Below are 13,454 nucleotides of genomic sequence, written 5' to 3'. Positions count from 1 at the left end.
GTTTACACAGTGCTCAGTACAGCCAATATCACGATGCAATTCGGCGCCAAGCCGCTGTTCGAGAACATTTCCGTCAAGTTCGGCGAAGGCAACCGTTACGGCCTGATCGGCGCCAACGGCTGCGGCAAGTCGACCTTCATGAAGATCCTCGGCGGCGACCTGGAGCCGTCGGCAGGTAACGTCAGCCTCGATCCGGGCGAGCGCCTGGGTAAACTCCGCCAGGACCAGTTCGCCTACGAGGACGTGCGCGTGCTCGACGTCGTGATGATGGGCCACACCGAGCTGTGGAACGCCATCTCCGAGCGCGACGCGATCTACGCGAACCCGGAGGCGACCGACGAAGACTACATGAAAGCCGCCGAGCTCGAAGGCAAGGTCGCCGAGTACGACGGCTACTCGGCCGAAGCGCGCGCCGGCGAGCTGCTGCTGGGCCTGGACATCGCGAGCGAGCTGCACCAGGGCCCGATGAGCGCCGTGGCGCCGGGCTGGAAGCTGCGCGTGCTGCTGGCCCAGGCCCTGTTCTCGAACCCGGACATCCTGCTGCTCGACGAACCGACCAACAACCTGGACATCAACACGATCCGCTGGCTGGAAGACATCCTCAACCAGCGCAACTCGACGATGATCATCATCTCGCACGATCGTCACTTCCTGAACCAGGTCTGCACCCACGTGGCCGACATGGACTACGGCACCCTGAAGGTCTATCCGGGCAACTACGACGACTACATGCTGGCCTCGACCCAGGCGCGCAACCAGCAGCTGGCCAACAACGCCAAGGCCAAGGAAAAGGTCGCCGAACTGCAGGACTTCGTGCGCCGCTTCTCGGCCAACAAATCGAAGGCCCGCCAGGCCACCTCGCGCGCCAAGCAGATCGAGAAGATCAAGATCGAGGAATTCAAGCCGTCCTCGCGCGCCTATCCCTTCGTGCGCTTCGAAGGCGAGAAGAAGCTGCATCGCCTGGCGGTGGAGACCGAGGGCCTGTCGAAAGCCTACGACCGCCAGCTGTTCAAGAACTTCTCGATCATGATCGAAGCGGGCGAACGTGTCGCGATCATCGGCGCCAACGGCGCCGGCAAGACCACGCTGCTGCGCTGCATCGGCGGCCAGGAGATCACGGGTCTCGACGCCGACCAGGGCCGCGTGAAGTGGGCCGAGAACGCGAACGTCGGCTACATGCCGCAGGATCCGACCGAGGAATTCGCCGGCGGCGAGACCCTGACCGACTGGATGGGCCAATGGACCCAGGAAGGCGACGACGACCAGGCGGTGCGCTCGATCCTCGGCCGCCTGCTGTTCGGCGGCGATGAAGTGAAGAAGTCGGTCAAGGTGCTGTCCGGTGGCGAGAAGGGCCGCATGATGTACGGCAAGCTGATGCTGGGCCGTCACAATGTGCTGCTGCTCGACGAACCGACCAACCACATGGACATGGAATCGATCGAGTCGCTCAACATCGCCCTCGACAAGTACGCCGGCACCATGATCTTCGTCTCGCACGACCGCGAGTTCGTGTCCTCGCTGGCGACCCGCATCCTCGAGATCCGCGAGAACGAGATCGTCGACTTCCAGGGTAACTACGAAGAGTACCTCAAGAGCCAGGGCATCGACTGATAACGACTCCGCAATGATCACCGCACCCATCAAAACCTACGAATACGACCGTCCCCAGGTCGGCGAAGCCTGCACCATCAACCCGGCGACGGCCGAAGCCTGGGCGCGCGTGCCCGCCACGCCGACAGCAAGCGAAAAAGCCGAACTCAAGGAACGCATCAAGCGCCTCCTCAAGGAACGCAATGCCGTGCTGGTCGCCCACTACTACGTGGACGCCGAGCTGCAGGACCTGGCCGAGGAAACCGGCGGCTGCGTCTCCGATTCCCTCGAAATGGCCCGCTTCGGCCGCGACCACCCGGCGCAAACGCTGGTCGTGGCCGGCGTGCGCTTCATGGGAGAATCGGCCAAGATCCTGAGCCCGGAAAAGACCATCCTGATGCCGGACCTGGACGCGACCTGCTCGCTGGACCTGGGCTGCCCGGCCGACGAATTCGCCGCTTTCTGCGACCAGCACCCGGACCGCACCGTGGTCGTCTACGCGAATACGTCCGCCGCGGTGAAGGCGCGCGCCGACTGGATGGTGACCTCGTCGATCGGCCTGGACATCGTCAAGCACCTGCACGAGCAGGGCAAGAAGATCCTGTGGGCGCCGGACCGCCACCTCGGTTCCTGGATCCAGAAGCAGACTGGCGCCGACATGCTGCTGTGGCAGGGTTCCTGCCTGGTGCACGACGAGTTCAAGGGCATCGAACTCGACCTGCTCAAGGCGGAATACCCGGACGCGAAGGTGCTGGTGCATCCGGAATCCCCGAGCAATGTCGTGGCCCAGGCCGACGTGGTCGGCTCGACCACGCAGCTGATCAACGCGGCGGTGAACCTGCCGGCCACCACCTTCATCGTCGCCACCGACAACGGCATCCTGCACAAGATGCGCGCCGCGGCCCCGGGTAAACACTTCATCGAAGCGCCGACCGCCGGCAACAGCGCCACCTGCAAGAGCTGCGCCCACTGCCCGTGGATGGCCATGAACGGCCTGAAGAACCTCGCCGAGGTGCTGGAAAACGGCGCGAACGAAGTCCACGTCGATCCGGAGATCGGCCGCCAGGCCAAGCGCGCGATCGACCGCATGCTCGATTTCGCCGCCGCCAGGAAGGCCCAGGCACTGCCGAGCGGCGCGCTCGAGCAGAACACCAAGCTGTTCAATGGAGTAGGCCCCGCATGACGACCCTGCGCAATCCCCACGCTATAGACAATTTCGACGAGAAGCTGCAATCGGCTTTCGAAGCCAACATCCTCGCCGCGCTGCTGGAAGACGTCGGCACCGGCGACCTGACCGGCATGCTGGTCCCGACCGACACCCGCGTCCAGGCCCGCGTCATCGTGCGCGAGCAGGCCGTGCTGTGCGGCGCGCCCTGGTTCGAAGGCGTGATGCTGGCGGTCGACCCGGAGATCGAGATCGACTGGCAGTATGCGGAAGGCGATGTGATGGCGGCCGATTCCGTCGTCTGCAACATCATTGCCAATCCACGCTCGTTGCTGACGGCCGAGCGTGCGGCCCTGAACTTCATGCAGCTGCTTTCGGGCGTGGCCACCGCCACCCGCATGTATGTCGACGTGATCGCCGGCACCCGCGCCGCCATCCTCGACACCCGCAAGACCATCCCCGGCCTGCGCCAGGCGCAGAAATATGCGGTGCGCGTCGGCGGCGGCAAGAACCAGCGCATGGCGCTCTACGACGGCATGCTGATCAAGGAAAACCACATCGCAGCGGCCGGCGGCGTCACCAAGGCCCTGCAGGCGGCCGCAGCGCTGGATTCGGGCGCGCCGGTGCAGATCGAAGTCGAGACCATCGCCCAGCTCGAGGAAGCACTGGCGGCAGGCGTCAAGTCGGTGCTGCTCGACAACTTCGATCTCGACATGATGGTGGATGCCGTCCGCGTGAACGCGGGACGCGCGCTCCTCGAAGCCTCGGGCGGTATCAATATGGACACGGTGCGCGCGATCGCCGAGACCGGCGTGGACCGCATCTCGATCGGCAGCCTGACCAAGGACGTGCGCGCGACCGACTACTCGCTGCGCATCACCGGGGCGGCGGCATGATGGACTGGAGCAGAGTACGTATCGCCACGGGCGCGCGCGTCCTGTGGCTGGTGTTCGGGCTGCTGCTCGGCCTGCCGACGCTGTCCAACGGCCTGCAGACCAGCAACACGGCCGACCTGTGCTTCGGCATCGGCATGGTGCTGGTGGGCGTGCGGGGCTTCCTGCGGCCGGTCATGTTCGGCAAGGCCATGCGCATGGAGCTCGACCCGCGCACGTCCCAGGTGTCGATCGGCACGCCGATGCTGCATGGCGGCCTGTCGCTCGTGATCTTCGTCGCCCTGACCGCAGGGATCGTGATCAAGTACGTGATCAAGGGCTGACGCCCACGTAGGGTGGGCGCTCCTGCGCCCACGCGTTCAACTACGGCATGCGTCTCCACCATGCCTCCGGGAGTTGAACGCGCGGTCGGCGAAGCCGACCACCCTACAAAAACCTTTCAGACCCCGCTTTCGCTGGCCCTGGCCAGCGCTTCCGCTTCCGGCGTGCGCCGATGCAGCGGCTCTCCCACCTGGGCGGCGATCTCGTCGATCGCCGCCATCACCTTTTCCGGGTGCGCATAGTGCGTCATGTGGCCGACCCCCGGCGCGAGCTCGATCCGGCTGTCGGGAAGGCGCTCGTGCAGCCGTTCCGAGTTGTGTCCGCAGTCCACGATCTTGTCCTGGGTCCCGGCGAGGATCACGACCGGCACCTTCAGTTCCGCATACCTTCTCGACAGCGAGATCGCCGCCGGCACCATGAGCGCGCTTTCCGCCGCGCTGGCGCGCAGCTGTTTGGGCCGCAGGGCCATCCAGACCGGAAAGCGGTCGAAACGCTCGTCCACGCGCCGCGGAGAGAACACTCTCTTCGTCAATCCCGGCCACATCAGGCGCGAGAACAGGGGCGAGACGGTGTAGCGCATCATGTCGCCGATCACCGGCACGGCCGGCGGCGAGATCGCCACCGCATCGAGCCGTGCGCTGGGGTAGTAGTAGCCCGACAGCAGCACCAGGCCGCGCACGACATCCGGCTGCTGCAAGCCCATGGCCAGCGCCACCATCGTGCCCCAGGAATGGCCGAGCACGATGGCCGACTCGACCCCGATCTGCTCCAGCGCCTTGTGCAACAGGGTGGCCTGCTTGTCCGGCGTCCAGATGGTCGTGCGCGGGCGGTCGCTGTAGCCGAAGCCCGGCCGGTCGAAGGCGATCACGCGGTAATGCGCGGCCGCCTGGTCGAGCAGGCCGCTGGTCACGAAATCCTCGGTATAGACGCCGTTGCCGTGCAGGAGCACGAGCACGGGGCCGCTTCCGCGCTCCAGGTAGTGCAGGCGCACCCCGTCGACCTCGACGAAATGCCCTTGCGGCGGATGTTCCCGTTCCGCCTGGCTTGTCTTCGCGCGGACATAGAAGAATGAAGCAGCCAGCCCGAGGCCGGCGAGGAGGGCGCCGGCCTTCAGGCCGGGCGATGCGGTGGATACGGCATTCGAGGCGGTGCGCTTGGTCACAAAATCCCCCTGTGGTCGAGTTGAATGTGCGACTCCTCCGGCTCCTCCGCGTGGAGCAGGTCGGCGACGCGCGGCAGCAGCCGCTCGGCCGACTCTTCTATTTTGAGTGCGATCATGTCGTCCGCACGAGTGCGGCCCAGGTTCAGGGCTGCGATCGGCTTTCCCTTCTCGGCCGCCATGCGGCAGAAACGGAAGCCCGAATACACCATCAGCGACGAGCCCACCACCAGCAGGGCGTCCGCCGCCTCCATCTGCGCCAGGGCGCAGGCGGTGCGCGGCGCGGGGATGCCATCGCCGAAGAATACGACATCCGGCGAAAGCGCGCCGCCGCATTGGATGCAGCCGGGCAGGTGGAAGTCGACCAGGGAATCCGGCTCGATGGCGGCGTCCCCATCCGGGAGTGGCGTGGCCAGCACGTTCGCCAGTTCTGGATTGGCCTCGTTCAGCAGGGTCTGCACAAAAGCACGCGGGAACTGGGCCTTGCAGTGCAGGCAGACGACGCTGTGCACATTGCCGTGCAGTTCGAGCACGGCCAGGCTGCCGGCCTGCTGGTGCAGGCCGTCGACGTTCTGCGTCAGGAGGTAGCCGAAGCGGCCGCTTTTCTCCAGCGCGGCGAGCGCACGGTGGCCGGCATTCGGGGCCGCCTTCGCCATGATGGGCCAGCCGACCATGCTGCGCGCCCAGTAGCGGCGCTGCACCTCGATCGAGCGGCGAAATTCCGGCCCCTGGATCGGCATGCGGCCGCGGCGCGTGCCGTCGCGGTCGCGGTAATCGGGAATGCCCGAGGCGGTGGACAGGCCTGCGCCTGTCAGGACCAGGGTGCGCGGATGGCGCTCGAGGAAATCCGCCAGCGCGCCGGCCTGGTCGTGAACGGATAATACTGCTGCCATGATGCGAACCTCCATTGGCTGGGATCGTAACATTCCCGCCGCCGGCGGAGGAACACGATTCCGGGCCGAACCGGAACAGCTCAGCGGGCGGAGACGGCGATGCCGCCGACGATCATGCCGAAGGCCAGGACGTGGTAGAGATGCGGCGCCTCGCCCAGGAAGGCGGACGACAGCAGCGCGGTGAACAGGGGCGTGAGGTTGATGAAGAAGGCGCCGATGCTGGGGCCGGCGCGCTGCACGCCGGCGCCCCAGCAGCGCATGGCCAGGATGGCCGGGCCGATGGCGACATACAGCAGCGCCGCCCCCAGCGACCAGCTCCACTCGATATCGACGCCCTGCAGCGCCCATTCGCCGCCGGCCAGGGCGGTCGACCACAGCACGCCGTAGCCCACCTGGGCCAGCAGGAAGGCCGCCCAGTCGGCCCGCAGGCCTGGCGCGTCCTTCTGCTGCATCAGCATCCAGCTGTAGAAGGACCAGGCGATGGTGGCGAGGATCATGTAGAGGTCGCCAACCACCAGGCGCAGGCCGAGCAGCTGCTGCACGTCGCCCCGGCACAGCACCACCAGCACGCCGAGGATGGACAGCAGCGCGCCGACGACCTGCTTGCGCTTGACCGGCACGCCATAGAACAGGCGCCCGACCAGCAGCATCCACACCGGCACGCCGGAGGCGACCAGGGTCACGTTGATCGGCGTCGAGCTTTGCAGGGCCAGGTACTGCAGCGAGTTGTACAGGCCCACGCTCAGCAGGCCGAGCATGGCGTAGCGCCGCCAGTTGGCGAGCACGCCACTGCCGTCCCTGAACATGGCGCGCCCGAGCGGCGCCAAGACGGCCAGCGCGATCACCCAGCGGATCAGGTTGAGCGTCATCGGCGGCACCGCGTCGCGCACCAGCCGGCCGACGATGGCGTTGCCGGCCCACAGCACGGGCGGAACGGTCAGGAGGAAGACGGTGGACGGGGTGAGGGCGGGGCGGTTCATGGCGTGGTGGCCGGCCCGGTGAAGGGCCGGCATCGGAAAATCAGCGGCGCTCGGGCGTGAGCACGCTCGGCAGGGCTTTCGGCAGCGTGTCCGGGAAGTCGCGCGAATAGTGCAGGCCGCGGCTTTCGTGGCGCGACAGGGCGCTGTTCACGATCAGGTCCGCGACTTCGACCAGGTTGCGCAATTCGAGCAGGTCCGGCGTGATGCGGAAGTTGCGGTAGTACTCGTCGATCTCTTCCTTGAGCAGCTTGATGCGGTGCTGGGCGCGCTCGAGGCGCTTGGTGGTGCGCACGATGCCGACGTAGTTCCACATGAATCGGCGCAGCTCGTCCCAGTTGTGGGCGATGACAACCTCTTCGTCGGCATTGGTGACGCGGCTTTCGTCCCAGGGCGGCAGCAGCGGGTTCTCGATCTTGGGCGCCGCCGCGATCTGGTGGGCGCAGGCGCGGCCGATCACGACGCACTCGAGCAGGGAATTGCTGGCCAGGCGGTTGGCGCCGTGCAGGCCGGTGCAGGCCGTTTCGCCGACGGCATACAGGCCCGGGATGTCGGTGCGGCCCGCCAGGTCGGTGACGATGCCGCCGCAGGTGAAGTGCACGGCCGGCACCACGGGGATGGCTTCCTTCGTGATGTCGATGCCCAGCTCCAGGCAGCGGGCGTAGATGGTCGGGAAGTGCTCCTTCAGGAATTCCGGGTCCTGGTGGCTGATGTCGAGGTGGACGTAGTCCAGGCCGCGCTTCTTCATCTCGAAGTCGATGGCGCGGGCGACCACGTCGCGCGGGGCCAGTTCGCCGCGCTCGTCATGGGCCAGCATGAAGCGCCTGCCGGCGGCCGGTCCGGCTTCCGGCGGGAGCTTCAACAGGCCCCCTTCGCCGCGGATCGCCTCGGTGATCAGGAAGGATTTCGCGTAGGGGTGGTAGAGGCAGGTCGGGTGGAACTGGATGAATTCCATGTTCGAGACCCGGCAGCCGGCGCGCCAGGCCATGGCGATCCCGTCGCCGGTGGCGGTGTCGGGGTTGGTGGTGTACAGATACACCTTGCCGGCGCCGCCGGTCGCGAGCACGGTATGCTCGGCCTCGAAGGTGAGCACCTTGCCGTTGCGTTCGTCCTGCACGTAGAGGCCGTAGCAGCGCGGCTGGCCCACCATGTGCGGCGCGCCGCCATGCACGCCCTTGCCGGTGAGCTTGTCGGAGGTGATGACGTCGATGGCGCAGTGGTGCTCGAACAGGGTGATGTTCGGGTGCGCGCGCACCTTCTGTTCCAGCGTGACCTGCACCGCGTGGCCGGTGGCGTCGGCCGCGTGGATGATGCGGCGCTGGCTGTGGCCACCCTCGCGGGTCAGGTGGAAGCCCAGCTCGGCCGAGGCATCGCGGGTGAAAGGCACGCCCTGTTCGATCAGCCATTCGATCGCCGCGCGGCCGTTCTCGACGATGTAGCGGGTGGCCGCCTCGTCGCACAGGCCGGCGCCCGCGACCAGGGTGTCGGCGATGTGCTGGTCGTGGCTGTCGCCCGAATCGAGCACCGCGGCGATGCCGCCCTGGGCCCAGTTGCTCGCGCCGTCGAGCAGTTCGCGTTTCGAGATGATTGCCACCGTGCGCGTCTGCGCCAGGTGCAGGGCCACCGACAGGCCGGCCAGACCGCTGCCGACAATAGCGACGTCAAATTTCATGTGCATGTCAATTTTGTACAGAGGCATCACTATAGCCGATGTTGACCTTGCCCGCCGGGGAAGGCCTCAGGGACAAGACCAGGTCAATGTACGGCGACGCACCGACGGGCACGAGGCGCGGCCGCACCATCGGGGCTGGACTCAACAACGAGGAATGCCATGTCTAGCACCTACAACCGCGACCACGCCGACGCGCTGTCGAGCAAGATCGGCTCGATGCGCTTCGCCATGTTCACCACCCGCGACGCCAGTGGCCACCTGGTCAGCCAGCCGATGACGAACCAGCAGATCGACCAGGAGGGCGGCCTGTGGTTCTACACCCGCAGCACCACCGAGCTGTGGGAGAACATCGCCCATGAGCCGGAAGTCAACGTCAGCTTCGCCAACAGCGACGACAGTACCTATGTGTCGGTGAGCGGCCAGGCCGAGCGCGTGGTCGACCGCAAGCAGATCAAGGCCCTGTGGAACCCCATGGTCCAGGCCTGGTTCCCGGCCGGCCCGGAAGACGAGCACGTGGTGCTGGTGAGGGTGATGCCGCACGCGGCCGAGTACTGGGATTCGAACGACAGCAAGATGGTGCGCCTGTTCGCGATGGCGAAAGCGGCCGTGACCGGCTCGACGCCGGATGTCGACGCCGAGCACGGCACCATCCGCATGTAAGGCTCAGCGCGGCGGCGGCAGGTCGGAGGCGTCCTGGTTGCCGCCGGTCTCCGGCGTGCCGAGCCCGGCGCCGGTCTGGGCGTTCGGGTCGGCCTGGTTCGGCCGCGTGTCTTGCGGGCCGCGGCCGACATTGGTCATGGCGCTGCTGGGCGCTTCCGTATGCGGGCGGCCCTCGACCGGGGCGCCGCTCGGGGCATTCGTCGTTTCCCCGGCCTGGTTGCGGGTGAGGCCATCGCCGCCGCTGCCGCCGGTTTCCTGCTGGGTTTCGTGGGCCGGGGTCGCGCCCTGCTGGCCGCTGGTGGCGCCGCCCACGCCGAGCGTCGTGGACGGGTCGTTCTGGTTCGGGTCGTTCATGGAGCCTCCTGAGGTTCGCTTGACCCGATTATCATGCAGTGGCGCACATCGGCGCGCGCGCCTCGCTGGTGGTCAGCGCACCTGCCGGTACACCTCGGCCTTGCCGCCTTCCTTCACCAGCAGCACGTCGTAGGGATCGCTGCGCGGACCTTCCATGCCCGGGGAACCCATCGGCATGCCCGGCACCGCCAGGCCGCGCGCCTGCGGTTTTTCCGCCAGCAGCCGCTTGATGTCGCTCGCGGGGACGTGGCCCTCGACGGCATAGCCGCCCACCCGGGCCGTATGGCAGGAGCCGTAGTCGGCCGGGATGCCGAACTTGGCGCGGTAGTCGCTCGTATTCGCGACGTCCTGCGCCTTCACCGTGAAGCCGTTCGCTTCCAGGTGCTTGATCCACTGCTTGCAGCAGCCGCAGGTGGCGGTCTTGTAGACCTCGATCACCGGATTGGCGGCGCCGGCAGCGAAGGGCAGGGCGAGCAGGGATGCGAGGGCGAAGCGGGAGAGTACTTGGCGGGACATGGTGGCTCCTGAAAGGAAATTCGTGTGCAGCGCCACTATAGCGCGAAGCGCTTGGTAAGAGGCAAACCGGGCTGCTATACTGTACAAAAACACAGTGTGCGTAATGTATGCCGACCTTCCTTCCCATCGACCTCGACCCGCCTGCCAAGGAAGATGGCGCAGACCGTGCCGCCGCCAGCGTGCGCGGCGCCGGCGTCTACCGGCCGATCGGGCTTGAACCGGTGACGAGCGCACAGAGCGACGCGGAACTCGCGCGCGAATACATCGGCCATGGGGAACTCAGTCCGCGCTCGATCGCCAACACCCAGAAGGAGCTGTACCGTTTTCTCACCTGGTGCCGCGAAGAGGCGAAGAAGACCTTCCAGCAGCTGACGCTGGCCGACCTGCACGCCTACAAGGAATTCATCCGTAATCCGCCGCCCGACTGGATCTGCGCCACCAAGTGGCCCCGCAACGATCCGCGCTACCGGCCGTTCTCGGGGCCGCTGTCGGACGCGAGCCGGCGCCAGGCCATGATCGCCGTGAAGGGCCTGCTCGGCTACGCGGAACAGACCGGCTACCTGCGCCGCAACCTGGCGCGCCTGGTGCGCAACGTGCGCGCGCCGCACACCAGCCGCATCACGCGCTACCTGACGCCGCAGGCTATCGCTTACGCCCTCGAGGCGGTGTCGAAGCGGGCGGCCGACACTCCGGCGGCGATGCGCCGGCGCGAGCGCGACCGTTTTCTCCTGGTCGCCTTCGCCCAGACCGGAGCACGCCTGAACGAAATCGTCGGCGCAAACATGGGCGCCATCTACAGCGAGGGCGACGGGCGCTGGTGGCTGGACGTGATGGGCAAGGGCGCCAAGCCGCGCCGCCTGCCGGTACCACCCGGCATGCTCGATGCCTTCCGCAGCTATCGCCAGGCCTTCGGTCTGCCGCCGCATGGCAGCCGCGCCGACCGCACCCCGCTGGTGCTCTCGAGCCGCAGGGAAGGGCAGGTAGCCATCACGGACGAAGCGGCTTCCGAGGCGCTGAAAGCGGTGTTCCTGGCGGCGGCCGAGCACGCCGCCAGCCTCGGGGACGGAGACAGCGCCGCCAGCCTGCGCCAGGCCTCGACCCACTGGCTACGCCACAGCATGCTGACCAACCACGCCAACAGCGGGGTGCAGCTCAAGACCCTGCAGGACACGGCCGGCCACGCCAACATCGCCACCACCGCTGCCTACCTGCACAAGCGCGACCACGAGCGGCACGACGAGATCCTCGGCTCGGGCGCCGGCCTGCTCCCCTGAGGCGGCCTGGCTCAGATCGGCAATTCGGAGTTGCCGCCGTCCGAGCCGCCGAAGTTCTGCAGGTCGTCCAGCGACAGGCGGCGTTCGTTCAGTGCCGCGACGATGGCCTGGAGCTGTTCCGGATCGGGATGCAGGTAGACGATGCGCTGCTCCAGTTCATTGTCCCAGTACTTTGTGTACGGCACGTCGGTCTCCGCCATCACCTTCGCGTCGAAGCTGCCGTCCATCATTTCCCCGACCAGCATGACCCTGGTCGTGTCCGGCGTCGTGTTCTTTACGGTAATCCCCATGCTCGTCCTTTCGAGTGATCAGTTCGCATGTGCATTTTTACCCCCTGCGGGCCGCGCGTGCAAACGGCTGGTCGCCAGCCGTGCGCACCCTTGCTGGCGGTCATGAACTCGGGCTGCACCAGTTCGCATACAGCAGGCCGCCGGACAGGAGGAAGAGCAGGGGTGGCGAACACCGTGCGCCTGACCGTGCCGCTGAAGCGGTACAGGGCCAGCACCAGGATGGCCAGCGCCGCCATGTTCACGAACTGGAAGGCCTTGAAAGGAGGGGCGCCAAGGCCATCCAGGATCTTGAAGGGGATGGCGGCCAGCGCGGAATAGTCGAAGAAGTGGATCGCGTGGTGCCCACCGCGCTCGCTGCCCACAAAGCCGGGGAAACGGTCGAGATGCTATCCTGCCAACCGGGCAAGTGAAAGAACACGCAGTGTATAGCATAACCCATCCATCCTGATCGCCAGGATAGAATACAGATGCTATTATTCACTCGACATTAGCATATATAATGTCGAGTTCCTCCGTCATGCGCCGATAGGTATGATGATGCAGTCGACTCTTCCTCCGTACAAGCGCGGCACCCTGACATGAACATGCATCTCGAAGCGGTATCCTCAGGGGCTCGACCAGCCCGGAACGAAGACCTGGCAATCGCCACCGTATCGCGTCACGGACACGAACTGCTTGTCATCGACGGCGCCACTTCGGTGGCCGACCGCGACTACATCGATCCGGTCCGCGGCGACGTTTGCTGGTTCGTCGGCCAGTTTGCCTCCGTGCTGGAATCGGTCATGCGTGAAGGACTTGCCCAGCACGAAGCCGTCCGCAAGGCCATCGAGCCCGTGTACGCACGATTTCAGGAGCTTGGCGGAGAGCGCGACGTCCCCGATTACGCATGGCCGATCGCCGCACTTTCCTGGGTGCGGGCGCGCGTGACGGGCGCCGGCCACAGGCTGGAGCTGTACTCCCTTGGCGATTGCACGATCCTGATGCGCACCCCCGATGGCGAAGTACGCGACCTCGATCCTTTCGTAAACCCGCAGGAAGCGATCGTGCGCGCCGAGGTCGCCAGGCTCAAGGAGGAAGGCGTCCAGGACCCGGCGACCCGTTTCTCCCGACTCCTGCCCATGCTGCGCGCACGCCGTGTCGTGCAGAATACGGCGCCGGACAGCAATTCCCTGTGTCTGCGCCCGAATGGCGCCTTCGCTGCCCGTACCGCCACGGTCGATGCTCCCGCAGGCTCGGCCATCCTCGTCATGAGCGACGGCTTCTACCGGCTGGTCGATACCTATGGCCTGCATACTCCAGACAGCCTCTTCAGACTGTGCATCGGGGAAGGTCTGCAAGCCGCACTCGCGCAACTGCGGGCCCACGAAGCCGCCACGCGCGCTGCTGCGACCGTGGTGAAAGCGGCCGACGACGCCTCGGCAGTGCTTTGGCATCCGGCCAAGCGCGCCCAGCCCTGCCATTCGGGAGAGGCAGCGGCGTAATCCCTGCGGCTCGTTGTGCTTTAACAACAATCTTAAGCAAGAGCCAACTCGGCTGAATACATCGTCAATACCGGAAAATCATCGAACACGCGCCCAAATAGTCGGTATCTTCTCCCTTTCCTAAGAAACGATGCCAGCGCAGTGCATTTGTACGAATATATAGGGATATTTGTTCTGTGTGAACTGATCTATGGATGATATTTACAAAT

General features: G+C 66.2%; 15 protein-coding genes. 7 read left to right on the top strand and 8 right to left on the bottom strand.

The features are described from left to right. Nucleotides 1-9: 9 nt before the first annotated feature. From NX780_RS21475 to NX780_RS21460, 4 genes are read left to right on the top strand one after another with little or no spacing between them, the layout of a single operon-like run. Nucleotides 10-1,611, top strand: a complete 1,602-nt coding sequence (locus tag NX780_RS21475) for an ABC-F family ATPase (protein WP_258829922.1) — start codon at nt 10-12, stop codon at nt 1,609-1,611. A gap of 13 nt (nt 1,612-1,624) precedes the next feature. Beyond that, a complete protein-coding gene (gene nadA, locus NX780_RS21470; RefSeq protein WP_258829921.1) occupies nt 1,625-2,773 on the top strand; it encodes a quinolinate synthase NadA in 1,149 nt (382 codons plus the stop codon). Then, nucleotides 2,770-3,651: a carboxylating nicotinate-nucleotide diphosphorylase gene (gene nadC, locus NX780_RS21465; RefSeq protein WP_258829920.1), complete on the top strand. Its 882-nt coding sequence runs from the start codon at nt 2,770-2,772 to the stop codon at nt 3,649-3,651. The genes nadA and nadC overlap by 4 nt, the downstream gene beginning before the upstream one ends. After that, nucleotides 3,648-3,971 (top strand): hypothetical protein, encoded by a 324-nt coding sequence (locus NX780_RS21460; protein ID WP_258829919.1) that lies wholly within the window; start codon nt 3,648-3,650, stop codon nt 3,969-3,971. The genes nadC and NX780_RS21460 overlap by 4 nt, the downstream gene beginning before the upstream one ends. A 116-nt stretch (nt 3,972-4,087) precedes the next feature. On the opposite strand, the gene NX780_RS21455 is transcribed toward NX780_RS21460, so the two are convergent. The 4 genes from NX780_RS21455 to nadB form a co-directional block, all read right to left on the bottom strand. Further along, nucleotides 4,088-5,131, bottom strand: coding sequence for an alpha/beta fold hydrolase (locus NX780_RS21455; protein ID WP_258829918.1), 1,044 nt, complete (start codon nt 5,129-5,131; stop codon nt 4,088-4,090). Then, the gene (locus NX780_RS21450) at nt 5,128-6,021 is read right to left on the bottom strand and encodes an NAD-dependent protein deacetylase (RefSeq protein ID WP_258829917.1); all 894 of its coding nucleotides are present in this window, start codon (nt 6,019-6,021) and stop codon (nt 5,128-5,130) included. Before NX780_RS21450 ends, NX780_RS21455 begins: the two co-directional genes overlap by 4 nt. Nucleotides 6,022-6,101: 80 nt before the next feature. After that, entirely contained in the window at nt 6,102-7,034 is a 933-nt protein-coding gene (locus tag NX780_RS21445) for a DMT family transporter (RefSeq protein WP_370663636.1), read from the bottom strand. A gap of 7 nt (nt 7,035-7,041) precedes the next feature. After that, nucleotides 7,042-8,670 carry an L-aspartate oxidase gene (nadB, locus tag NX780_RS21440; RefSeq protein ID WP_258829916.1) on the bottom strand — a complete coding sequence of 543 codons (1,629 nt, stop codon included), beginning with the start codon at nt 8,668-8,670 and terminating at the stop codon, nt 7,042-7,044. Between the two features lie 159 nt (nt 8,671-8,829). Between nadB and NX780_RS21435 the strand changes: the two genes are divergently transcribed. Further along, nucleotides 8,830-9,330, top strand: a complete 501-nt coding sequence (locus NX780_RS21435) for a pyridoxamine 5'-phosphate oxidase family protein (protein ID WP_258829915.1) — start codon at nt 8,830-8,832, stop codon at nt 9,328-9,330. Between the two features lie 3 nt (nt 9,331-9,333). Here the strand turns inward: NX780_RS21435 and NX780_RS21430 are convergent, their stop codons facing one another. Together NX780_RS21430 and NX780_RS21425 are read right to left on the bottom strand one after the other, a co-directional pair. Next, nucleotides 9,334-9,684 (bottom strand): hypothetical protein, encoded by a 351-nt coding sequence (locus NX780_RS21430; protein WP_258829914.1) that lies wholly within the window; start codon nt 9,682-9,684, stop codon nt 9,334-9,336. 72 nt (nt 9,685-9,756) lie between these two features. Then, nucleotides 9,757-10,200 carry a DUF411 domain-containing protein gene (locus NX780_RS21425; RefSeq protein WP_258829913.1) on the bottom strand — a complete coding sequence of 148 codons (444 nt, stop codon included), beginning with the start codon at nt 10,198-10,200 and terminating at the stop codon, nt 9,757-9,759. Between the two features lie 107 nt (nt 10,201-10,307). Here NX780_RS21425 and NX780_RS21420 point away from each other — a divergent pair, with 107 nt between their 5' ends. Next, on the top strand, nt 10,308-11,474 hold the full coding sequence (locus NX780_RS21420) for a tyrosine-type recombinase/integrase (RefSeq protein ID WP_258829912.1): 1,167 nt from the start codon (nt 10,308-10,310) through the stop codon (nt 11,472-11,474). An 11-nt stretch (nt 11,475-11,485) separates the two neighbouring features. Here NX780_RS21420 and NX780_RS21415 read toward each other — a convergent pair whose 3' ends face one another. Together NX780_RS21415 and NX780_RS21410 are read right to left on the bottom strand one after the other, a co-directional pair. Continuing rightward, nucleotides 11,486-11,764: a hypothetical protein gene (locus NX780_RS21415; RefSeq protein WP_258829911.1), complete on the bottom strand. Its 279-nt coding sequence runs from the start codon at nt 11,762-11,764 to the stop codon at nt 11,486-11,488. Further along, nucleotides 11,749-12,126 carry a hypothetical protein gene (locus tag NX780_RS21410; protein WP_258829910.1) on the bottom strand — a complete coding sequence of 126 codons (378 nt, stop codon included), beginning with the start codon at nt 12,124-12,126 and terminating at the stop codon, nt 11,749-11,751. The genes NX780_RS21415 and NX780_RS21410 overlap by 16 nt, the downstream gene beginning before the upstream one ends. Before the next feature lie 216 nt (nt 12,127-12,342). Here NX780_RS21410 and NX780_RS21405 point away from each other — a divergent pair, with 216 nt between their 5' ends. Then, nucleotides 12,343-13,245: a protein phosphatase 2C domain-containing protein gene (locus NX780_RS21405; protein WP_258829909.1), complete on the top strand. Its 903-nt coding sequence runs from the start codon at nt 12,343-12,345 to the stop codon at nt 13,243-13,245. The last annotated feature ends 209 nt before the right edge of the window (nt 13,246-13,454 follow it).

Source organism: Massilia agri, assembly GCF_024753255.1.
GTDB classification, from domain to species: Bacteria; Pseudomonadota; Gammaproteobacteria; order Burkholderiales; family Burkholderiaceae_D; genus Telluria; species Telluria agri.
The sequence above is the reverse complement of the archived record's forward strand: the minus strand, read 5'-3'. Positions and strand labels throughout refer to the sequence as shown.